Genomic DNA, 24288 nt, shown 5'->3' with positions numbered 1-24288 from the left:
CCAGGCGGCTAGGTTAAAAAAACGCGGCTTATTTCGTTATAGCGCCGAGGCTGGTGAGCACGCGAAGCAGCATCACGGCGGCCTGGGCGCGATTCGCCTCGCCTTGCGGCAGCAGCTCAGTGGCGGTTACGCCTTGCAGCCAGCCTTGGCTGACGGAATCCGCCATCGCCTCTCTGGCCCAGCCGGAGATGTCCCGCTCGTCGGCGAAGCGCTCCAGCACTGCCGGCTCTTCGCCGCGCGGCACCGGCAAGGCGCCGCCGCCGTACAGCCCGGCAAACCGCCGCAGCAGGACGGCCAACTCCTCGCGGGTGACGGCATCGTCCGGACGGAACCGGTTGTCGGCCCCTTCCGCCAAGCCGAGCCGGACGGCGGCAGCCACGTATGGAGCATACCATGCGTCCGGGGCCACATCTGCAAATACGGCGTTCGCCATCGCTTCCGTCTGCCCGTTCCGCTCCGCAGCCATTCCTTGCCGAAGCGACTCTACCAGCAGTTTCGTCGCCTCGGCCCGCGTAATCGGCCGGTCGGGCTCGAAACGGTCGGCGCCCGCACCGTCTACAAGATGCCGGCTGACGAGAACTTCCGCATCGCTTCGCGCCCAATGTGCGAGCAAGTCGGAGAACGTCCGGTCGTACAGCAGTACGACGTATTCGCCGTAGCTTGCTACATCGGCTTCGACCCTACCGCTGTCCGGATCGGCGATCCCCCCGACATAAGTCCATCCGGCCGGATGGGCATCTGCTTTCTTATACAAGCCGAGCTTCCGCACGTCGATCGTTCGTGCCGCTGCAGGATCGAACCGAAGGCTCAGCTTCATCGGCTTCGCCGGCACGGCTCCGTCGGATGCGATCGTAACCGCATGCGACATGCGGACATAACCGCCCGGCAGCCTGGCGTCCGTTCCTTCCTTCAGGCGCAGAGACAGCTTCGTATTGGCCGGGAACGTTCCCGGAGCAACGGTCAGCTCCACCTTGCCTTCGAACGCCCGGTAGATGCCGCCAGCCGGGCCGGTCGTCGCTTCCGCTGCATGCGGGTCCGCCGCCGTTCCGCTGCCTGTACCACCGCCTGCAGGACCACCCGGATGCCCGCCGGAGCCGCCGCCCGGAGCCGGATCGCCGCCTCCTGTAGACGCCGCGTTCGTCCGGACTTGGATCGATGCCGCCAGCGATTCGTTGCCTGCGGTGTCGACAGCCACAACCGATACGATGTACGCTGTATCCGGAGTCAGCCCGGATATCGTATAAGCACCCGTCCGCGGCGTCGTTTCGCCGGAACGAACGTCGTCGGGCGAATCCTCCCTGGCCCACGACAATCGCAGCTTTGCCAGATCGGGGGAAGCCGGATCGGTCCAGCGGAGCTCGATCCGATCCTCCCGGACGGCAAGAGCCTCCAGATCGGCAGCGGCAAGCGGCGGCGTCCAATCTTCCCCGCGCGTCCAGAATGCGGTGACGCCCGCGGATTCGTTGCCGGACTCGTCGATGGCCGTCACTTGGAACTCGTAACCGTCCGCGTCGGGCAAATCCGTTATTTGTGCCCATCCGGCGCCTTTTGCCGCCTCGATCGGCTCGCCGAACGCCGATGCTCCGCGCATCTTCCAGCGCACGCGCGATGCAGCGTAATCGGCGTCCTTCGGTTCGTCCCACGCCACGATCGCGGTGCCGGACGCCACCCCGGCCGTCACACCCGCAACATCCGCCGGAGGCGTCACGTCCCGCCTTGCGACCTGGAACGATAGCTCGGTAACGCGTCCCATCGTTACCCCGGCGTAGCTGGCGAGCGTTCCCGATACGGTCATCCGGTAAGCCCCATCAGGCATCGGACCGGCCGGAACGAAACGGACCGCTTCGGTCAGCGTCTTGCCGTTCGCTTCAACCGGCGCCTTCGCCTTCGCTTCCCCCGCGACGGCCGTTCCATTCTCGGCGGTCACGATCAAGGAATCCGGACCGATCGAGCCTTCATCAATCGGCTTGCTGAAACGGATATCCACATGCGCACCGCCCGCGGCAGCGTAAACGGCGTCCACCTGCGGCTCGTCAAACGACATCATCGGAATATTAACCTCGAGCTGAGGCGGCGGTACGTCCAACTCGTCGCTATATGTCGTCTCGTAACCTTCCTTCTCATACTTGACCATCCATTTACCGGGCGGAACGTCCCAGGCATACCGGCCTTGACCGTCGGTCAACAGCGGGTTCGACTGGCCGTACCACTCGGAGTCCCACACGTTCCAGACGCCGGTTGCCGGCTCCTTCTCCATCACGGTCGCGGTCACGCCCTGTACCCGGTTGCCCGGAATGCCTTCATACACATAACCGCTCGGGTCCCATATATATTTCGGATCGGCGACCGGCTTCTTCGGCTTTTTCTTGGAGCATTTCAACTCGCTGTTATATTTATTCAAATGGTCTTCCAGCTCGGTCAATTCATCGTTGATGACCTCATCCAGCTTCATCCCGATGTAGTAGCCTTCTCCCCAGAAGGCGATACCGCCAAGGCCCTTGCCGAGATACGTACCGAGCACGCCGACTGTCGTTTTGACTCGCTCGTGCATATGAATATCCAGTTTGACGTTCCAGGCGAAATTGGTGTAATATTCCCGCGCCTGCAAATCGCAAAGGTTTTCGGCGACTTCGATCGCCCGGTTGATCCGTCTTGCGAAATTGTCCGGATCGGCGGCGTCCATCCCCCCGGCGATGATGTCGCGGAAGCCGAGCGCCTGGCCAACCCTATCGATCGTGAATTTCACTGTTTTCTTGACCAGTTCCTCCTTGACCGCAAGCGCAGCGACCGGACCGCCGCGCGCCGTCGCCGGCGAGGCCGAGCCGTCCGGCACGTAGCCGGTCAGCTTGACGGTCATAGACGACTCGTTCTTGGACAGACTCAGGTTGAAGCCGTATACAGGGACACCCGTTCGCTCCGCAATTTGCCGGTCCCGCTCGCTCGGCTCGTAGGCGCCTGCCGGTTCCGTGAGCACGCTCATCTGCCCTTTCAGACTGCTATTGAACTGCAGCTTGACGGAAGCGGCGCCTGCGGGCATAACCGTTCCATCCGGCGTTCTCTCGCCCGGACCGGCGATCCAATCGACGCTGTAGCCGGCAACATCGCTGGGCAGGCTGCGGCGGAACTGCTCCTCATCCGGTACCGGACCCGGCCCTTCATCTGCCGCTCGCTTCGTTCTGTACTCCACGCCGATCGGACCGAGATTGTACGTGACCGGCACGCTCGCCTGGTAACGGCCGTCCACCAGCTGTGCTGGCGCGACGCTGTCTCCGACCGTCACATAAACGTCATAGACGCGGGAAATATCGCGAAAACTCAGCTCGAAGAGAAACGGATAGCTCGGGGCGACGACATATGGAAATACCGCCACTCCTTCGCCCGGATCGAACTGGTAGACGCGCCCGTCGGGCTGCCGCATCACGACCGAAGAAAGCCCGGGATCGTTTGGATCATACTCGACGAAGGCGCGTTCCCCGTAGGTGCGTACGCCGGCGACCTCCGCTTCCGTTGTCAGGCGATGCTTCCGCGTCAACGTGTCGGCCAGCTCCACGGGAAGCGACCATGTGCCTTCCGGCGATACGGACGCTACGCCCATCACGACTCCGTTGTCATAGACAGTTACTTGCGCTCCGGCCGGCGCGTACCCGCTCACCTTGAAGTGCGGCGCCGCAACCGTCTCCGGCGCCCGGATCGTAACCGGCACGATGTCGATGACCGTCGTGCCGAGGGCTTCCTCGCGTATAGCGCTGTCCGAATAGCGAATTTTGCCTGCGATCGCGACCTGGGACAGCGAAGGCTGCTCCCGCAGCTTCAATTGCAGCTGCACGGCGCCGCGTTCTCCCCGTTTAACTGATCCGAGCGGGATTTCAAGCGTTTGCCCGACGGCCGGCGGCTGCGCGGCGGTACCATTCACGACGAGTGTCCCCGGTACGTATTCCGTTTCTTTAGGCAGTTGAAGCGACAGAATAGTGTCCCGAACTTCGGCTTGACCAGAGCCGCCGCCGTCCAAATAAAAAGCGCGCAGCGTAATGCGTCCGTTCGGCGTCGCCCAATCCGACGCGCTTTCAAGCCCGTTGCCTGCGCCGAAAAATCGTATCGGCCGCTGCAGGGCAATGTTGCCCAATTCGACGATGTCTCCCGGCCGCGCAGCGAAATCGACCATGGCGGCATCCCCGTTCGCCGCTTTCAGCTGCAGGCGGTGGTTGCCCGCGCTGCCGATCGGGATGACGAACTGCTGCTTCTCCTTATGAATCAACAGATTGGAGTAGTTGGAGTGCGAGCCGTCCGGCTGATACAGTACCGCCGAAACGCTCGAAGGCGTACTGCCGTCGGGGCGGATCGCGCGGAATGCAGCTTGCCCGCCCGAGTTTTCCAAACGGATCTCGATCACGGCTTCGTTATTCTCGTCAATGACGGTCTCCTGGCATTTTCCAGGAAGTCCGGCCTCGAATCCGTTAACGCATATGCCGATCGTATCCCCGATTACGGCTTCTGCCCGGTACTCGTTCCCCTTCTGGCTCATGACTTGGAACGACGGCTTCACATGAAAATGGACGGAAGTCCGCCAATCCAGCTCGATCGGGCCTGACCAATCCCCTCCGAGCAGCTTCGTATACAGACGGAAGGTTACCTTGGCATAGTCGTGCAAGGTCAAATCGACGGTCTGCTCGCCGATCGCCTCCAGCTTCAACGTGCGGGACAATCGTCCGGCGCCGGCAGAGCTAGTCGCCTTCAGCTCTACCTCGCCCGCGGGCACGGTCAGGTTGTAAGCGCCGGATTTATCCGTAACCGCCCGAAACGTTTTGGACGTGTTGTCCCGCTTGACCGTAGCGGTGACGGAGCTGCCAGCCGACGGTGCCCCACCTGTCCCGAACACGCGCCCGCTCAGCAGCGCTTCCGGCTTTTTGACAATCGGGACATTCATGGCGGTGACGGCGCTGTTTGCCGTCACTTCGACCGTTTGAACCTCGTACGAAGGGTCTGACGGAACGATCGTCAATTGCAGCCTTTCCGCCGACGCACTGCGGCGTGGCAGTTGGACGGCGGCGGGCAACAAGTCGTATCCGCTGCTCTGCCAGACGACGGAACCGTCGGAGACGTTTCGCAGCGTCCCTTTATACCACATAGCCGGAACGCCGTCCTGCTTCATGTTCCAGCGAAAGGCGAAGTTGAATTCGGGAGCGAGCGACACATTCGAGGTTAACCCGCTCGCAGGCGAAGCCATCGTAAGCTGTACCGACTTCAACCCGGCCGGACGCAAGAGAAGCGAATGCGCTGACAAGGGATACGGGGTGTCAAACGTGTACACCTCCGTTCCGTCGCCGACCGTCTTCCTCTCCGAGTAATAGAACAGATTCGAACCGCCGGAAGACGACATGTCTAACGCAGCGCCTGCCAATTTGGCCGACCATTCCGAATCGGGAAGCACGTCAAGTTGGACCTGGAGCCGGCTTGCCACATGTTTTCGGATCGGATACGTTTCGGCGAACAAGACGCCGTTAGCTTCGAACGTGAGCTCCTTTAATGAGGCTGTTCCTTCTGCGATCGCAAAGCTCCCCGTGTAGCCTCCCGGATCATCCGGCGATTCGGCAAGCCCGATCCACTCGTCTGCCGGTACGGTCGACTCCCCGCCGTCCCACACCTCCTTGACGATTTTGGCCCGCAGCGCAATACCGCTTTTCGCTCTGGCCGTCACGCGGACCTCGCTGCCGATTACCGGTAGTGTAAAAGGTTCCCGGCCAACCTCGCGGGCGAACTCGATTTTATGGCTGCCTACCGTATCGCTCCACTTTTCGAGCGGAACTTGCAGCGATTCGTTCCCGATGCGGAGCGTAACCTGCCGATCGGCCGGCACGGCATATTCGTTCGGAGGCGCGACCGATACCGTTACGGTTTCGCCGGCCTGGCGGCCCGACAAGACAGCCTTACCCATACTGTCCGTGGTCATGCTGCCGATCGTCGCGCCGCTCTCGTCCTTGAACGTCAGCTGTGCAACCACCGGGCGAAAGCCGTGCAACACCTCGACGGACAGGGTGGCGGGAATGACCGGAGCCAGCGCGACCGATGTCGCCGCTCCCTTGTGAACCGCTACGCCGCTTTGTCTCGCGTAAACCGCTGTGCCGTTCGCGTCGCGGATCTCCAAGGTCACGCCGGGATCGGCCGGCCACATCAACTCGTAACGCGTCTGTCCTGCAACCAGCGGCCTCTTTGTTGACAGTCCTCCCGAGCCTTGCAGCGCGAGCTGGAGTGTGCCGAGCACGCCGGGATACGGAGCCTCAATCGTGACCGACAGCTTGCCGGCGACGTGAATCGGCGTCTGAGGCGCGTACCGCGAATCTCCGCCGCCTGCCGGCCGGGCGGCGATGGAGTCGATTTGCGTCATGCCTTCGGCTACGGAGAACGTCGCCCGGTATAAGCCGGAACCGCCCGGCGTTTCCGTCATCACCAGCGTTTTCTTCGCCGCACCCTCACGGGCTGGATCTCCCTCGATCCTCTCGCGGTAAGCAACCTCGGCCACGACATCGCCTCCCGGCTTGCCGATCGCCTGAATCGTGACAACGGCGCCGGGATTCACGTTGCCGAACGTCTGATCGCCGCTTGCCGCCGACCAATTAACCGATTCGATGTCATCCGAGGGTTCAGGCTGCACGCATACTCCGTTGCAGTACGTGTACAAACCGCCGTCCCTCGCATAAACGATCCGGTTGCCCGTTTCGTCGATCAAGGCGAACGGGGCGCTGGATGCCGGATTGCCGACGGTATCGACCGCTCCGGTCTGACGGTTGAACCGCTCGGCATACGAATTGGCGTACGGGCTTCCTTGCGGGTTATAGTCATGCAGTGTCGCAACCGCATAGCTGCCGTCGCCGCTGATCGCGACCCGACTGTACGATTTGTCCTTCCGCTGATTCGTAGAGCGGTTGTCCGGGAACGCCTCATTGGTCCAATTGGCGCTGTCCGGGTCCCGCATATCCAGCATATGCAGCTTGGGGAAGCCGCCAAAACTGCCCCGGTACACGACAAACGCGCCGTCGGCGCTGATCGCCGGGTTGCGGCTCGAGCCGCCGCCTCCGGCCACCCATAGGTGCCGGTCCGAGGCGACGTCGTACACGGCGATGGCGTTGGACCCGCCCCCGCTCGTTGCGGCCCCCTTCAGGTTCGTCGAGGTCGTCTCATAGACGATCCGACGCCCGTCCGCGCTGATCGCCGGAAAGTCGCTGATGCCGTTGCCGGCCCCTCCTTCCTCCGCCGCGCTTACCAGCCTGACGGAATTGCCCGCCCGGTCGTGCACGTAAACTTGGCCGTTCTCCACAAAGGCGAGCAGCTGCCCGCTGCCGCTCAAGACCGGTTTGCCGGCCCGCTGTCCGGACGTAGACACAAGCCCGATCAGCTCCGTATCCGCGTCATACACATACACGGCATTCGGCGCGCCGTTCGGATCTTGGGCGACCCGCAGGTTGGCCGCATCCGACGAGAAGGCGAAGCGGTTCCCGGCACGGTTGACGGCCAGTTCCCGGATAGTGCCATCCGGCGCTTCCCCGTCGCGCGTCAGAACCACTTCCACGTGATCTCCTGTCGACGTATCGACGCGGTACAGCCGGCTCTCCTCGTCCGTGTACAGGATCGTGCCGCCATCGCCGCTCATTGCGGGAGGCACCGGCACCTCGGAGTCAAAATCGGTCAACTTGACCTCCCCGGCAGGCGACGTTCCCGCATAAATCGTCTCGTAGTCGGATACGTTGCCGGCCTGATCGACCGCACGAACCCGATACAGATACATGCGCGCAGGCTCCAGCCCTTCCATGATCGCCTCCAGCCCCGCCGTTTCCCGAAGCTGCGTATCCGACGTATCGGACACGGTGTAGCGGGCGATTGAAGCATCGGGCTTCATGCCGCCCTGTCCGTACGGGACAAGCGGAGGCATCCACTGCAGCAGCACCGTCGTATTGGACGGGTACAGCAGCTTCCAGCCCGCATTCTCAACTCTCTGCGGCGGCGTACGGTCGGCTATGACGACAGCCGGCCCGGAACGGTCGCTTGACGTCCCGTTCTGACTCGCTATGGCGGTAATCCGGTACTCCCCTTCCTCCATCAGCGGCAAATCGAACCGAAATGCCGCGGAAGCGTCGGCTGTGACGGTTCCCGCTGCGGTTTCGCCTCCCCCGTTCCACACATAACTTACCGTTACGGACGCTCCCGCCGCCGCGCTTCCCGTTACGGCGATGCTTGGAAGGTTCGAGTAGGCGGGCAGCGGGTCCAGTACCGGCGCGGCCGGCTTCTCCGCCGCGTAGACGGCTTTGGCGACACCCCCGGCCTCTGCGGCGAATAAACCGAGGTTCTGTTTAACGATCGGGTCGTCGTTCGACTCCGGCGTCCCGACCTGCGACATGATCGACTCTGTGGTCAACCCGCCGAACAAGCTTCTCAGCATCGTTTCCGATGTACTCGCCTCGGCCGCCGCAGTCCCCCCGATTCCCGTCTGCGCCAGCAGACCGGACAGCGGAATCGAAAGCGCCAGCGTCAAACAAAGCGTTTTCCCCAAAAATCGATTACGGTTTCCCATTGCACTGCTCCTTCTCCTAATCGCGGATTGATCCATAACCCGGCATCGGCTGCTGTCCGTACCCGACTTCGCGCTTCATCCGTGCCTCATCTCCTCTTCCTCCCTCGATTTGTTGGCAATGCGTGCAGTTTTTGCCTTTTTCATTATAGGAGAGGCGCCATCCGCAACATAGCAACGAACGGCCCATATCTGGGAGCGCGTTGTCACCACTTTTGTCACTCGATGACAATCCGATTGAGAAAGCCAAAAAACCGTCCGGTAAAAGTCCGGACGGTCTGTTGACATGCAGTGCGTGGGAGGAAACGGGGCCTTCGCTCCAGCATCCCATGCTCAGATTTCGTGGTGGTAAACGCCCGATTGCAATGGGGGCAAGTAAGACTACCTCTTTCTCTTTCTCTTTCTTGCTTGATCGGCAGATTGGGTCGGCTATGTGGATCGCAAGTTGCCATTCGTACGGGCTCTAGCTCTAGCTCTAGCTCTAGCTCTAGCACAATATAAGAGTCTTTAGCACCCGCTATGTTCGGCGTTTCGGGAAAACAGAGACGAATAGAGGTGGTTTGTACCCCTTATTTCAACCCGTTTGTGGGGTCGGTACCCTTATTGCGGATAACAGCAGTCCCAAACCGCTCTTATTTCCCTAGCCAAACGGGTTTTGGACAAAATAGAGGTTACAAACCGCTCTTATCCGCTCCTTTCCCCGCTACAAGCAGGGCCGAAAGCCGAACAGCCGCGACAAACGGCTTGGTATCGGGCTTGCGACACTTGCTGACTCGTCAAGGGAGGGGCCCACTTTCCCGCATGAGCAGGTTGAGGATGTTATACATCTGATCTGCGAATCTGCGGATCGGCATCCCCTCCTCCCCCCGACTACGGCTCGTTGGTCACCCGAAGCGCGTCGAAGTGAACCAAATAGTCGCTGGCGGCGGGATTTTTCTCGCCGATTCGCTCGTATCTGATCGTGTGCAGCCCTTCCGGCAGCGCTCCCGTATCGAAAATAATCTCCTGCGCCTTCCAGGCTGCGCGGTAATTGTCCACCGTTGTCCGGTACTCGCCATCGATATAAATCGCGGCTTTGCCGTGCGCATGGAAGCGAACGCCGAGCAGCTGCGCCCTTTTCCCGTAAAACGGAATGTCGGCATAAGCCCCATTGTTCATCGCCGTCACCGCGCTATTGCCGATATGCCGGCTATCATTGTTTGTCGTATACCACGATCCGCTGTAGTAGACAACCGGGCCGGCGCTGTCTACAATCGTTGCGCCGGGATCGATCACGGGAATCGGCGGAAGCGGTTCGGATAGGACGCCGTTCGCATCGATCGCATATACGCTGTACAAGCCCGGCGAAAAACCGGTCGTGTCCAGCAGCCCGTATGCCGAAGCCGTCACCGTCACGCTTGAGCCGCCGGCTCCCGCCGCTGCCGCTTCGATCGCACTGCGGATCGCGCTCGTGCTTCGCGGGACAAGATAAAGGGTAGCGCTCTTGGAGCTCGTGGCCGCTACCGGCGAGCCAACGGCAACCGGTCCTTCTCCGACGCGGGCGGCAACCGGCGGCAGTTGTGCCGCTGTCATGACACGCAGCGCGTCAAAGTGGATCAAATAGTTGCTGGAGGCTGCGTTTTTCTCGCCGAGCCGCTCGTACCGGATGATGTGCGCCCCTTCCGGCAGCTCTCCCGTATCGAATAGGACCTCCTGCGCTTTCCAGCTTGCACGGTAGTTGTCTACCGTTGTCCGGTATTCGCCATCGACATAAATCGCAGCTTTGCCGTGCGTATGGAAACGAACGCCGAGCAGTTGCGCCCTTGCGCCATAAAAGGGAATCTCGGCGTAGGCTCCGTCCGAGGTCGCCGTTACAGCGCTGCTGCCGATATGCCGGTCGTCGTTGCGCGTCGTCGTCCACGTCCCGGAATACCCGACGAGCGAATCTTCATTGTCCACGATCTCTTGGACGGTAGACAACAGCCATACGAGCGATCCTGCGGACACACGTCCGCGGCCGTCTACTGCGTACAACAAATACCTCCCGGCAGCGAAACCGGACGTATCGAGCAAAGCTGGAATATGAGCCGCGGCCTCGGCGCGGGCAGCGTACACCGCTGCGCTGACGACAGCCGTTTCCAGCTGCGACGGCACCGGAGGAACCGATTCCGGTACCAGGTACAGCCAGCCGTCGCGGGACGACGCCGCCTGTATCGACTCCCCGATTCCCGCGCCTACCGCAGGCGCGCCGGTCAACATCGGAGGCGAGTTGTCATCCAGCTTCAGCGGAACGCTTACCGTCTGACCCGCTTCTACATAGACGGCATCCGACACTGTCGTACGATAGCCGTCTTTCTTAGCCGTTACCCGCTGCCAGCCGCCCGGAACCTGTGGCAGCACGAAGGCGCCGTCCGGTCCGGTTACGGCTGAGAAACCGCCAAATCCGCTCACATTCACATTTGCGCCATCCAGCGGTTCAAGCCCGGGACCGTATACCGTTCCGCTTACCGTTCCCGCCATAAGTTGCGGAAGAGCGGCAAACCCGCTTGCCTCCAGATTTGCAAGATGCAGCGTATGCGCACCGGTCCACTGCTTCATCGGAAAATACAACTGTCCGGAGCGGCCGTCCGGCCCGATCGTGAAGCCCGGCTCCTGCTCTCCCAGCACAAGCGCCGTCTCGCCTGCCCCCGGCTGAACGCTTTCGATCCGGTAGCCGGCTGCCGATCCATCCGGATGCGTGACGATCACGTAACGGCCTGCCGCGGACTGCGGCACCGCCGCCTCCGTCACCAGCGCGTTATGCCCGTCGCCGTCCCGCTCCCGCTCCGTTCGCACAATCGTACCTTGAACCGCGCCGCCTGCCGTGATTACGACCGCTCCCTTGCTCAGCCGCGTGCCGTCCGCCAGACGCATCTGCTCGATCTGGCCGTCCACCAGCCGGATAAAGCCAAGCTTGCCGTCCAGCCGCAAATCGCCGACGACCAGCGGCACACCCGCATACTGCGGCGCGCTTAGCACAATATCCCGCATGTTGCCGTAGGTGATCGCCACCGCCGCCGCTCCGGTCTGCTCGTCGCTGTGCAGCACTTCGATGTGTTCGATCCGCGGCTGCTGCCCGGACGCGAACGGCTCCAGCACCGTAATGAAGTTGCTTTTCAGCGCTGTTCCTTCCCGGCGCACGACCAGCTTCGGCATGAAATGCTTGACCGCCTCCGTCTGCGTGTCATAGTTCAAGCCTTTCAGCCGGGTGGCCTGCAGCGACGGCGATTCACCTATGAACAGTTGACTCGCCCCCGTTCCGGCAAACCCGCTGATTCGCAGATTCGAACGCGCTCCCGCGCCTTCCATCGTCCGCAGCGTCGCTTCGAACCGTCCGTCCTCCAGCGCGGCCGACCGCACGTTACGCACATGCATGTACCCGTGGTACTGACCGTCGCTGATCGTGCCGGTATCGTATTCGTTCACCGGCTCCACCACGGCCGGATTTCCGTCCAGCAAATACGGGCCGTACTCCTGCAGCGCCGCCTCCGTTTCGAAATATGCCGTCCGGTTCGCATCGCCGTTCAGCGTATACTCGTGCCTCGCTCCGCCGGTCACGCGAAACAAGTCCAGCACATACGCCTCGTTCGCTCCCCCTCCGTGGAACCCGATCAGCCAAGGCTCCCGTCCATACGTCTCCGTCTGCGGGTATGCGTTCGATTGCTCCGCCCGCACCACCTCGGCCGCATCGCCCAGCTTGACCATCTCGCGGATGAGGCCGCCCGGCTTGGCATTCCCCGAGATCGACGCATCGCGGCCGTCCACCACCACTGTGTTGTGCGCCAGCGTCGATGCGCTCCACTGCCTATACTTCGTATGCGTATAACCGATGTCCGGCAGCAGCTCCTGACCGTTCGCATACAGCGTCAAATTGAGCGGATCTTTGTGATCGTGGCCGTTGTTCGGCGAAAAGCCCATATACAGCATCGTCTGTCCGGCCCCCTGGCCGCGCGCCAGCTTGGCAATCCCGCCGCCGGGCAGCACCAGCGAGCCGGTATCCTGCGGCTGCGGCGGTTTATAGAACGCCCAGGTATCGTTGATCGGCAGCACCCGTCCGTCCGGGTACGTCAGCTTCGCAGCGAGCCCGAGCATCGCCGGCAGCTGCGGCATCCGCTGCAGCAAATCCAGCTGTTCCAGCCGCGTGCCCGTCCGCGGCGACACGTACCCCGGCGGATCGCTCCACCCCGCCGCCTGCTCGGCCGCCCGGCTGAGCAGCAGCGCCGAATCTTTGTGGTACGTCACCGACACTTCCTTCCAGAAGCCGTCCAGCATATACACATTGGCTGCGTACCGCTCCACCAGCTCCACCGCCTCGTGCATCAAGGCGGGATCGTTCAGCGCTTTGGCCAGCGCGATCAGGCCGATGTAGTTCAGCACCTCGTTGTTGTGCTTAATGACCGGAAACGAATGAAAGTAATCCAGCGTCGGCCGGAACATGTCCTCGACGATGCGCGCGTCCGCGTCTTCGCCCAATTCGGCGCTCAGCAGATCGAAGGCGTTTGTCCGTTTAACGATCGCATAAGCATCCGCCAACTGCCCGAGCGCGTTCAGTTCGGACTGCGACCAGCGGGACCACAAGCCGCCATAGTACGGGTAAGGCGGACCGCCCGCCGGCTCGACCGGATACTGCACGCCTTTGTCGTAATCGTTCATCGGCACCCAGCCCGGGAACACCTCGGCGAACCGATGTATCAGACGCGCCGCACCGAGCGGATCGGTTAACGCCAGCTCCCGCGTCCGCGTCAACAAGTACTGCCGCTGCAAATACCACAGATGGGCGGACAGAAAGTACCGTGTTCCGTTCGCATCCTCGTAGTACGGGTAGTCCACCGTCTGACCCAGACGATTGGTCACCGTCAGCTGCTTGTTTTCCGGATACTGCGCATTCGGATACTTCAACTTCCCGCTGTCCGTCGAGGTCAATGCCCACGGATCGGCAACCGACCAAGTGTAATTGGTCGCCCGCTCCGACAGCTCCGGGGCATGCGGCACCCCCGCGAAAAACATCCCCACCTTCTCCGGCACAAGTGTCAGCAGCAAAGCGACTTCCGGCGATGGGGCCGCAGGCGTCAAATGAGTCACCGCCGCCAACGGTTGAACCGGAAACCGCTTATCGCCGGCCGCGATCAGTCCGTCCCGGTCAAAGGCCAGCTCCAGCTGTCTGGCCTGAAGCCCTCCGTTTTCCTCTGCGGTCACCTGCAGCCGGTACGTCCCGTTTTGCAGCGGCTCCGGATGGGTGAACGAGAGGACCCGCTCGTTTCCCTCGCTTACACTGGACACCGGAACGATCGAAGTCTGTTCACCGTGCGGTGAAGTCCAGCGCATGTCCACCGACGACTCAACCGCATTCCAATCACTCTCCTGCAGGATTAGCTGCTTCTCCGTAAAGCTGTCGTACAGCAATCGTGCCGGGGTCGTCAGCGGCCACGCGACAACCGGCTTGCCGCTGACGGGCGCATTCGCTCTTCCTCCGAAATACAGGCTGCCGAATCGTCCTTCATTGGCCGTGTATACGCTCAGCGTATATCCGCGGTTCGGGCCGGAACCGTCGCCGTCGATCACCGTCGCCCTCCGCACCGGCGCCCAGGAGCTGAGCGGACGTTGGGAAGCGATCCCAAAATAACGGATCGCATTCACATGCCAGCGCTCACCGGGTTCGATCTCATCGACTCCGAGCGCGGACAGCGGGATGCTGACTTCGGCGCTCCAGCCGTCGCTTCGTTTGCTCACCGCCTGCTGCGACTGCCCGGCTTGCGTCAAGTCCACCGTCACTTGCAGCGTTTCCCGCACATCGGCGGCGGTGAAATTGTTGTACCGAATCCGGATCGGATGCGGTCCCGGCGTAATCGTGACAGGGACGCTGTAAAATTTCATCATGTCGTCGTCGCGGCTCAGCAGCACGAAAACCCGCTCCGCCTCCGGCGCATTCGCCGCACTGTATCCGCTTTCATATTGGCCGTCCAAGGCAATATACAGATGCGTATCGTCATAAGCCAGCTTCATGATCGTCTGCTGTTCCGCCTGTTCATTGAAAAAGGCGGTGGAAAAACCGCCCGTTCCGTAAACTTCTTCCCACACGCTTTCGCTCCACACGCCGTCCGTCTGGACGGGGACTGAAGTGGGCTGCGCTGTCAGCCATCGATCCGTATGCACGGCAACCTCCGGCGCAACTACTACAGCGGCGCTCTCCCCTTCATACGGCTCCGTCACCGGCGAGCCGCCCGCTGCCGTCCAGCCTGGCGATGCCAGCGCCACGATCAATACGCCCGCCTGCACCCGGGTGAGACCTTGCTTCCATTTTCCCTGCATGTGCGTCTCCTCCTCAAAGGCTGTAAGGATTGCTGCAGCCTTTTATTGTATCCGCTTACATATCGTCCGTCCCAGGCGATATACAGCTTCGTATCGTCATAGGATCGCTTCATCCCGGTCCGCTGTTCTGTCGTCTGTACGCCCTGCGCAGTCGGCCGGCTCTACTTGGCTTTTGCGGTATCCAGCTCTTTTTTAAGCTGATCCTGCGCCTCCCGCAGCGCCGTATTGACGTCGGTCCCCTGCTTCACTACCTTCTCGAAAGCGTTGCTGACAATCGTTTGCTGCTTGCCAAGCGGCACAACCGGCAGTTCGGCTTTCCTGAGCGGCGTCGGGTCGGCGAACGGATGATAAAAGACCGCTTTTGTATTTTTACCCTTCAGCGCCGGCGTCTCCTGACCGAACGCCTGCTCCAGCTTTTTGTCCGCAAGAGTCGGAATTTTGCCTTCCTTGGCTTGTGCGAGCTGCACGTCCTCGGACAGCAAATCCAGTATGACGGCGAACGCTTCGTCCTTCACCTTGCTTTGACGGGTAATTGACCAGTACGGAGGCGTCAGCTGGGACAGCCTGTTCGGCGCTTCCTTCAACTGCGGCAAGCTGACCATATCCCAGCTCAGATCGGCCGGGAACGAGTTGAACTGGTTAATTTGCCCGACATACATCGCAGCCGTCCGTTCTTTGTAAAACAGCTGGAGCTCGGCCGTAAGCGAGGCCGCCATCGGATTGTTGGGAATCTCGTAAAAACGCTTCAGATTGTTGAACAAAATTTGCCATTTGGCCGTATCGGCCATCTCGTCGGCATTCGGGTTCAAAATCGGGTGGGACCACGCATTGTCCCGCAGCACCGACATATAATTGGTCGTCAGCCCGCGATACAAGATGCCGCCTTCCGAGCGTGACAGCTGCTGGACCAGCGGAACCAAATCGTCCCATGACATACCGTCCTTCGGATACGGAACGCCGAACTTGCCGAACAGGTCTTTGTTGTAAAACAGGACGAGCGGACTGGGGGAATTGATCGGCAAGCCGTAGATTTCGCCTCCGGACGCACCGGTTTCATTGATGATGCGCTGCAAATAAACGGGATTGAACCGGTTAAGGTCCAGCTTGTGTTTCTGCACCAACTCGCGCATATCGTAGGAAAGCCCCAGGTTCAAATATTCGTCGCGAATCGTTGTCGTCTGCGTCCGCATCACATCCGGGATCGTGCCCGCCGCCACCAGATCTTCGATCCGCGCGCCTTTTACCCCCTGCTGATGTTTGATAGTCACATGGGGGAATTGCCGGCGGATGCGCTCGCCCCAAGTCGCCTGGAACACTTCGTCAGTCACATCGGTATAAATAAACAGATCGACCGGCTTAGGCCCACTCGGTACGGCCGCGCCATTGTCCTCTTGGGCCTGCCGCCGCTCCGTTCCGTCGCTGCCGCATGCGGTCAGGGCAAGCGCGCTCGCCAGCATCACTGGCAGCCATGCCGTTTTCACAGTTCGGTTCATGGTCCACATTGCCTCCTTATTTTTGCAAACGCTTTCTTTAATTGTCCAAGCCAGCGGCTCCTACGCCAAAATCTCCATCTGCTCGCGCTCCACTTCGCCTTCCATCCTGATCCCCCGCTTAAAACGTTCAAGCTCTTCGACTGCAAATTGTCCGAGCCGATAGCCGCCGTTGGATACCGCTCCTGCAATATGGCACGTCAACGCGCAATTCGGCAGCGAGCGCAGCGGATGATCGGCCGCCAGCGGCTCCGACGAGGTGACGTCCAGACAGGCGAACAGCCGTCCGAGCGACAGCTGCTCGACCAGCGCCTCCTCGTCGATGATCGGCGCCCTGGCCGTATTGATCACAATGGCGTCGTCCTTCATCGCCATAAGCCGGCTCCGATCGATCATATTGCGGGTCGAAGGCAGCAGCGGCGCGTGAATCGAAATGACATCGGATTGGCGGATCAATTCGTCCAGGTCCGTCCGGGTCGCTCCCAGCTCTGCCAGCTGCTGCTGGTTGACGAACGGATCGTAAGCCAGCACCTTGATCTGAAAAGGGCGCAGCAGCTTCATATAGTGCATGCCCGCCTTGCCCGCTCCGATCACGCCGACCGTAATCTGATACAGTTCTCTCGCCCCTTTTCTTTCTTCCTTCCATCCGCCGGAACGCGTTGCCCGGTCGATGCGCCACATATTTTTCAGCGAGGCGATCGTCATGCCTAGCGTTGTCTCGGCAACCCCCTCCCCCAGTGGTCCGTTGGCGCTCGATACGCGGATGCCCCGTTCCCACAGCGCGGAGGATACAAGCCCTTTGACCGTGCCGGCTGCATGCGCGACCACCTTCAGCCGGGGACAGTGGCGAAGCCACTCCTCGTCCAGCGCCGGCGTCCCCCACGAGGTGATGGCCGCATCGGCCTCATACAGCGAACGGCGTGCTTGCTCCGGGTCCGTCCATTCCGTGTGAATCACCCTCCCCAGGCCCGCCAGACGTTCCAGGTGCCGTTCGTGCATAATCGGTCGTTGCAAGTTGGGCGGATAGCAGAGAGCGATCGTCCATGCCAAGCTTCTCGTCCTCCATTCTTTTTAGATATGTAGAAGATACGCAGAATACATTAACAAGCTACAATAATTCAAAAATAAACATCTACATACTATCTACATAACAAATTATAATCCTTCCCGCAGCAATGTCAACCATCGGATTTTCATTCGTCGCTTTTTTTGATTTCAATTGCGCGTCCGGCTGCACAAATGCACGCCAAAAAACCGTCCAAAAAGCTCGCGGCCACTGAACAGAACAGCCCTCTTGGCTTTTTTCTAAGATGCAAAAAGACCGTTTTTAGCCTGTGAACTGGCATTAAACGGTCTCTCGTTGAAGATCAAACTTAATAATTCGCACTCCCTGAAAAAACCATGACTTTTTCTGGGATCTGTAAACCATCGGACGGTCCTTTGGCGAGCAACCCCCTACGTTTGTGCGTGGAGGGAACGGGTATTTTGGCTCCAGCCGCTCGTTGATGAGGTGTTACGGGGGCAACCCGACTCCAATAAGCGAAACCGGTCACCTCATTTTTGCGAGCAGCTTGGTCCTCCCGATTCGCGCCGCTGCTTGCCGCACACCGGCCCCAAATCGCCGTTCTCATCAGCCCATTCGTCCCATGTAGATACGCCGTGTTCGTGCAGATAGCCAACATTCGTCACGCACGCGGACTTTGAGCAAGATAAGTGTCTTTTAACCCTTTATTTTCCTCATTATCCATAAAACAAACGAAATAAAGGTGGTTTGTACCTCTTATTCCAACCAACTGGTGGGGGTTGCACCCTTTTTGCCGATTTTAACAGCCCAAACCGCTCTTAATTCCTCCATCCACACGGGTTCGCACAAAATAAAAGCTTCAAACCGCTCTTATTCCAACCAACTGGCGGGGGATGTACCCTTTTGTTATTGGACTGGCAGCCGCACCGTGCCGAAGTGCCTTAACCGCCGGAAGCGATCCGCCCGGCCTCCTGCTGATCCAGCAGCTCCGCCAGCCGGACGCGCAGCTCCGCAGCTCCGATCAAGCCGGAGTACAGCAGCGGCAGCAGCTCGCGCACCGCTTCGATCGTCTCGTGGCTCAGCCCGTATTGCCGATGGCTCCGGTAGGTCGGAATAATTTCCCGGTACAAATTGTACCGTTCCGGCTTGTGCACCTTCGGCTCCGACGCGCCGGCCGCGACGGCGGAGCCCGGGATGCTGAGCGTATTGCGGCGGATGACCGCTTGCGCCTCGGGAGACGACATAAACTCAACGAACGTGCGGGCCGCCTCCGGCACCGCCGTCTTGCGGTAAATGGCCAGTCCGATCCACAGCAGCATGGTCCGCGGTTTCGTTACGTAAGGCAATGGCGCTATATCGTACGGAATCTTGTCGCCCAAGCCGTTCAGCAAAAAGTAAGTCGTCATCAGCATCGACAGCTTGCCTTCGGCGAACAGGGACTGCATCGTCGAAACGTCGAGAAAACTCGGAACGACTCCGTCTGCTTTCATCAAGCCGCAGCTGTACGTCAGGGCCGCGGCAAGTTCCTCCGCCTCCAGCCGCCAGCCGGATGAATGCAGCGGATCGGAGGCAAGCTGCATCCAGATCGCCGGCCAGCGGTTGTTGCCGGCCAGGAAGCTGGCGGCAAATCCATATCTTCCTTCTGGCTTCGTCAACTGCGCGGCAGCCTCCAGCATCCGTTCCCACGTCCATCCGCTGTCCGGCTCCGGGAGCCCCGCCTCCCGGAAATGCTCCGGATTATAGGCGAGGATGACCGGTGAAAATACAAGCGGCAAAGCGTAGCTGACGCCGTCGACAAGCAGCTCCTCGCGAAGAAACGGATACGTGTCGTCCGCAAGGCACACCGGCTCCAGCACGTTCAGCCGATTGCGCTCCCGGGCGTGCTGGTAGTAAATATGATTGGTCATCATGACGTCGAACCGGCCGGATGTCATCAGATCGTCGATCGTATCCGAAGCATAGTTTTGCGAGATGGCGACCGGACGGATCTCGATATGCGGATGCTCCTGGTGAAACAAGGCAAGCAGCGAGGCCAGGTCGACGTCCCGGTACATCGTATCGTGAAACCCGAAATGAACCGTCTCCTTTTTGACGACCTTGCTGCCCACCCGGCGTATTTTGACCAGCAACCCTTCGGCCGCCAGCTGATCAAGTGCTTTGGCCACCGATTTGTAGCTCACTTCGAACTGCTCGGCAAGTCGTTCTTCCGAAGGCAAAAAAGAGCCGGGCGCATAAACGCCCGACTCGATATCGCGGCGCAGCGTGGCGATCATTTCGTTCATACGGTCTCTGAAAGTGCGTCGGCTCGGCTTTGAATTCATCGCTATTCCTGCTCCCTGCCTGATTGAATTGGATTTTGGACGTCACCAAAATCTTATCAATTCGCACCGTCCTTTTCAAGTCCTGCCTACTATCTACGGAATATGGACCGGGCATGGAGACGCTGTTCCCCTGTGCGGCTTCCGTGAGGGATTTGATACAATCGTTTCCGCAGCAAATAAAACTCCCTATGCGACAGACCGTGTTACCTGTCTATCCTATAGGGAGCTGGACAACCGACCTTTTTTATCAATAAACTAAAATTCTCTTATCCAGAACAGACTTGTTTTGTACCGGATTGCCTTCCATATACAACTTTTTCAGATTTGGAAGTTTCACCAGAGGCTCCACATTGGAAATCGCGTTATTTTCCAAATGAAGCACCTCCATATGCTGCCACTTGTTCATGAAATCCAGCGATTGCAGCGAGCTGTCCTGCATGGAAAATGAACGTAAGGCTGTCACATTTGCAAAATAAGGCATCACCTTATCCATTTCACTCACTCGTTCGTTGCCTATTTGAAACCACGTCTTGGTCAAAATTAAATGTTCGAGCGTATCATTTGAGAACGGATCTTGGCTGCGGAGCTGGAAACTGCAATCCTTACAGGTCAACGTTTTGATATGCTGCAATTGGAATAACGCACTCGTTTCATCATAAAAACTCATATCTTCTACATATAAGGATTGCAGACTGGGCAGACGATCCAGGGAACGGATATCTTCAAAACTTCCATCAATCAGTGAAAGCTGCTCCAGCTGCGGGTATTTCACGACATCTGCCCCATGTAGATCTACGCTGCCAATGTTAACCTTTAAAGATTGCAAGGCAGGCGCCGTCAGCTTTTTCAAGATCGAACCGGATACTTCGGCTTTCTTTAAATTAGGCAGTGTGAATGAGGAGACCGCTCCATGATAACCCGTTATCGACAATTCCGTCAGAGAAGTTAAACTGTTCACAAATTCAACAGAACCTAATGGAGAGAGGTACGCTACTCGCAGCTTCGTCAAGGATAACTTATTTCTTAGCCGTTCTAAGCTCGCAAGATCGGCCCGATCGATCTCCAGCACTTGCAGGTTAGGCATGTTTTGTACAAAATCAATCGTTTTTAAATTTTTTACTGCCTCAAACCTCAACTCTTGTAATTGACTCAGTGAATACAAAGAACTAAAGTCGGTTGCATCACTATAATAGATGCCTAAGGACTCCAAGCCGGTTAAGGAAGACAACCATTTTATATCGTTGATCGTACGAAATGATAATGACTTTAGCTTCAGCTGATTCAGCAGATGGAAGTCCGTAACAGACTTATCGACATAGGAAATGTCAAGCGACTGCAAATTCGGAAACTCCAGCAGTAAGGCCAGTTCAGCGTTGTTCCGGATTTGTACGGAGAGTTCTACGACCTTGGCTTTATCGGCAAAATATTGGGCGAACACCTGGAACGATTCGTTAAAGCCGCCTTCATAGCTTTTTAATTGTTCCATATGCCGAAAACTGACGTCCTGATTTTTGGAGATCTCGTATTCCCCCATCAGATTTAACGCCGTTAGTCCGCTAAACGCCTCAAAGTCTTTTTGTTCGATTTTTTGAGTATTCAATATTTTGTCTGAAATCACATAGTTGATTTTTTCAGCTTGCTTATTCGTAAACGGATCGTCGAAGCTGTAAACGAAATGCCACTGATCTTCAGAATGGTCTGCGGACAAATAACGGATTCGCTCAATTTCTTCTTCCGTCGGCATCGCTGTGCCTTTGTTGAAAATATCTTTTAAAAAGAACAGGAGCACTTCGCTTTCCGGCATCGTTCGTACAGGCGGCGATTTGACAGTACCGCTGTCTTTAACTGGATTGCCGATCAAAAAGAAATATCCAACCATGGCACAAAGGAGCACGAGCGACACAAGACCTGCCGTTTTTGCACGTTTCGCCGGGTTTGTTGTCACAGGAGCGGATGCAGGAGGCGTCCCGTAATAATTATGAATCGTTTGGTCCACATAATAGACTTTATTCTCTTTTAATAATAGTTCCGTCTCACAAAAAGGACATTTGAACGTTTGCCCTTTTTTATTTTCAATTTTCCCGTTACAATTTGGACAAATTAATTGGATAAATTCCACTTCGGCACCCCTCAAAAATTCTTTACTATATAAATATATAAGATGAACTAATAGTAGGAAGGAAATTCTATCATGTATTACGGATAACCCCAAAAAATTCCCCAAAAAAATCGTATTAATTTTCAATTAAGCTTAGTTGCCTAAAAACGAAATGTCAACATTTTCATTATACTTAGAAAGGACGGAAAACGTCCCGTTCCGGTCGCAGGCCGATAAATCCGGCAGAGAAACCCGTCAGCTTCGAATGCAAAAAAAGCCCGCTCTATCCAGAATCGGACTTCCGATCTGCTACCCATACCCTTTTTCTTTCATATCATCTTAGCGAAATGAATAAACGGCTCGCGCTCGGCGTTTAATGACCGATCCGATGCGACGCTTCCTCGAAACCAGCATAGATTTCCAGGACAATCAGCCCAAGAGTACAGAGAAGAAGTCCATACCCCGTCCATCTTAAAATGCCGCTGTTCTTATCTTTCCGATTCGTCCGGGATGCGGCGATGAGCAGCACGCCCGCGATCAGAAGCAGCCCCCATACGATTCCCGAATACACATATGCGCCCACTATGAACTCCTTTCGATCTCCCCGTATGCGAAAAGCCTCCCGCTTGAGGAGGCCCGTCTTCGCTTTCATACCCAACAAGCTCGTTCTGCCGCGGATTTAAGCTTGGCCGCCTCCGCTCATATCCATATACATCAGTTCCCACAGATGGCCGTTAATATCCTGGAAGCTCCATCCGTACATGAAGCCTTGATCCATAGGTTCATTGGATACTGTACCGCCGGCTGCGAGCGCACGGTTTACGATCTCATTCACTTGCTCTTTGCTGTCTGCAGACAGCGCCACGATAACTTCCGTCGTTTTCGTTGCATCCGCGATCTCTTTTTTAGTGAAATTTTTGAAAAACTCTTCGACCAGCAGCATCACGAAAATATGGTCGCTGACGATCATACATGCTGCATTCTCGTCCGTATATTCCGGATTAAACTCAAACCCGACTTTTGTAAAAAACTCGATCGTTTGGTTCAAATCTTTAACCGGTAAATTAACAAAAATTTGATTCGCTCTAACTGCCATACGATCACCTCATCGATAATTTGTCGAGCCGGCTTTGTTACGGGCTATAAGGTTGAGCCGCTTGGCCAGCCGTTTTTGGTTCCTCTAGTCGTAGCAGCTTTTCTTATCCGCTGTAGGTTACGTTTCAAATATACCCTTTAAGGAATATTCCTGTCAAGGAATAATTGATCATAAGTTTCCATTCTTTTAATTGGCCATCTGATCAAATCTATCCTTGCTCCCCTACATACACCCGGTCTCCCACGCCTACGTCGCCGACCGCCGTTACCGAAGCATATACGCCGAAGATCAGATTCATCTGTTCGTTGACTTGCTTCAGAATCTTCACATCTCGCTCGTAGGTATCCGGATCTAACGTAATGACAGAGCATCGCTCGCACGGCTCTTCGATCTGGAGCCGGCAGCCGCCTATGGAAAGTTCCTTTCCGATCCAACCGGTCTCGTCCTCTGTGGCATCCTCGTGCAGGGAAACGACGATATTGGCGCGAAACCGGCGCGGATCGATCTCCCGGCCCGTCAGACGCTCCAGCTTCCGCAAAGACCGGTCGGTAATCAGAAGAATCGCCCCCGTATCCACGGCCAGCAGATCGACACTGTCCGGCTGGTGCCGGATCATCGTCATCGTCCGGTTCGAGAGGCTGCCGAGCTCGCTTAACAACTGCTCGTCCCACCCGAATGTCCGCCCATCCGGAGAAGCGATTTGCAACTGCGGAAATTCCCCCTCCGTGCTTTGTTCGAGAAATGTCGGCCTGTAGCCGAGCAGCCGGGGAATTTGTCTGGCGGTAATATAACGCTCCCAGCCTTGCTTCGCGGGATCGACGAGAGCATGGCTCCTGTCCCCGTACAACCCGTAAGCCGCTACAGCCGTCCGGGTTAAAGACTCTCCCGCCATCGATTTGACCGGATATCTCGTAATATGCGTGACCTCGCCAACCCATCGTTTTTGCACCGTTGATCGCTCATTTCTATATGGTGTAATAACCGCGTTAAAGTTATTATCAACGATTCGGTCAGGATTAACAAACGGGGGTTCCGTTTCGAATCTTTTTCGGTTTCTACCTCTATTAGTCCATCCCTATTACTGTGGCGGCGCATAGGATATAGAAAAACTAGAACAGAGGGGTACGCTATGAAAAATAAAGCGAAATTCGTCACGATCCATAAAAATATGCTCGGCTGGTACAACGAGCTGGAAGATGCGCTGGATGTTCAGGCAGCCAATTTTCCGCCCGCCGTCTTGTCCCTGATCCGCCAGCTCGGCGACTATGAAATCGACTATATCGACAATAAGAAAATGACGTTAGTGGCCAAGCCGAAAATGGTCCCAAAACCGGGCAAACCTAATAAATAGATAGAAACAGAGCTTTTGATA

The 24288-nt window shown here is 57.8% G+C and carries 10 protein-coding genes and 1 pseudogene; 1 reads left to right on the top strand and 10 read right to left on the bottom strand.

Translation table 11 applies throughout. The features are described from left to right. Positions 1-28: 28 nt before the first annotated feature. The 10 genes and pseudogenes from IDH45_RS14105 to IDH45_RS34970 form a co-directional block, all read right to left on the bottom strand. A complete protein-coding gene (locus IDH45_RS14105; RefSeq protein WP_190928626.1) occupies positions 29-8563 on the bottom strand; it encodes an S-layer homology domain-containing protein in 8535 nt (2844 codons plus the stop codon). A gap of 867 nt (positions 8564-9430) precedes the next feature. Continuing rightward, positions 9431-14887: a heparinase II/III domain-containing protein gene (locus IDH45_RS14100; RefSeq protein ID WP_190928624.1), complete on the bottom strand. Its 5457-nt coding sequence runs from the start codon at positions 14885-14887 to the stop codon at positions 9431-9433. Between the two features lie 161 nt (positions 14888-15048). Continuing rightward, positions 15049-16380, bottom strand: a complete 1332-nt coding sequence (locus IDH45_RS14095; RefSeq protein ID WP_190928623.1) for an ABC transporter substrate-binding protein — start codon at positions 16378-16380, stop codon at positions 15049-15051. A 60-nt stretch (positions 16381-16440) separates the two neighbouring features. Further along, positions 16441-17427 (bottom strand): hydroxyacid dehydrogenase, encoded by a 987-nt coding sequence (locus IDH45_RS14090; protein WP_190928621.1) that lies wholly within the window; start codon positions 17425-17427, stop codon positions 16441-16443. 522 nt (positions 17428-17949) lie between these two features. Continuing rightward, positions 17950-18063, bottom strand: a pseudogene (locus tag IDH45_RS14085) (thymidylate synthase); the annotation flags it as partial. Positions 18064-18342: 279 nt separating this feature from the next. Beyond that, a complete protein-coding gene (locus IDH45_RS14080; protein ID WP_190928619.1) occupies positions 18343-19722 on the bottom strand; it encodes an extracellular solute-binding protein in 1380 nt (459 codons plus the stop codon). A gap of 247 nt (positions 19723-19969) precedes the next feature. After that, entirely contained in the window at positions 19970-21841 is a 1872-nt protein-coding gene (locus IDH45_RS14075; protein WP_190928617.1) for a leucine-rich repeat domain-containing protein, read from the bottom strand. A 352-nt stretch (positions 21842-22193) separates the two neighbouring features. Continuing rightward, entirely contained in the window at positions 22194-22403 is a 210-nt protein-coding gene (locus IDH45_RS14070) for a hypothetical protein (protein ID WP_190928615.1), read from the bottom strand. A 96-nt stretch (positions 22404-22499) separates the two neighbouring features. Continuing rightward, positions 22500-22916: a VOC family protein gene (locus tag IDH45_RS14065; RefSeq protein ID WP_190928613.1), complete on the bottom strand. Its 417-nt coding sequence runs from the start codon at positions 22914-22916 to the stop codon at positions 22500-22502. A 208-nt stretch (positions 22917-23124) separates the two neighbouring features. Continuing rightward, positions 23125-23865 (bottom strand): MOSC domain-containing protein, encoded by a 741-nt coding sequence (locus IDH45_RS34970; RefSeq protein ID WP_190928611.1) that lies wholly within the window; start codon positions 23863-23865, stop codon positions 23125-23127. Between the two features lie 180 nt (positions 23866-24045). Here IDH45_RS34970 and IDH45_RS14055 point away from each other — a divergent pair, with 180 nt between their 5' ends. Beyond that, on the top strand, positions 24046-24267 hold the full coding sequence (locus IDH45_RS14055; protein ID WP_190928609.1) for a hypothetical protein: 222 nt from the start codon (positions 24046-24048) through the stop codon (positions 24265-24267). The last annotated feature ends 21 nt before the right edge of the window (positions 24268-24288 follow it).

Origin of the sequence: Paenibacillus oceani (assembly GCF_014705615.1) — a bacterium.
Lineage (GTDB): Bacteria > Bacillota > Bacilli > Paenibacillales > NBRC-103111 > Paenibacillus_AB > Paenibacillus_AB oceani.
The sequence above is the reverse complement of the archived record's forward strand: the minus strand, read 5'-3'. Positions and strand labels throughout refer to the sequence as shown.

Bases quoted from the DNA above. Each gene is read 5' to 3' on its own strand.
- IDH45_RS14080 (WP_190928619.1), bottom strand. From the start codon at position 19,722: ATGAATTCAAAGCCGAGCCGACGCACTTTCAGAGACCGTATGAACGAA.
- IDH45_RS14065 (WP_190928613.1), bottom strand. From the start codon at position 22,916: ATGGCAGTTAGAGCGAATCAAATTTTTGTTAATTTACCGGTTAAAGAT.
- IDH45_RS14100 (WP_190928624.1), bottom strand. From the start codon at position 14,887: ATGCAGGGAAAATGGAAGCAAGGTCTCACCCGGGTGCAGGCGGGCGTA.
- IDH45_RS14055 (WP_190928609.1), top strand. From the start codon at position 24,046: ATGAAAAATAAAGCGAAATTCGTCACGATCCATAAAAATATGCTCGGC.
- IDH45_RS14105 (WP_190928626.1), bottom strand. From the start codon at position 8,563: ATGGGAAACCGTAATCGATTTTTGGGGAAAACGCTTTGTTTGACGCTG.
- IDH45_RS14095 (WP_190928623.1), bottom strand. From the start codon at position 16,380: ATGAACCGAACTGTGAAAACGGCATGGCTGCCAGTGATGCTGGCGAGC.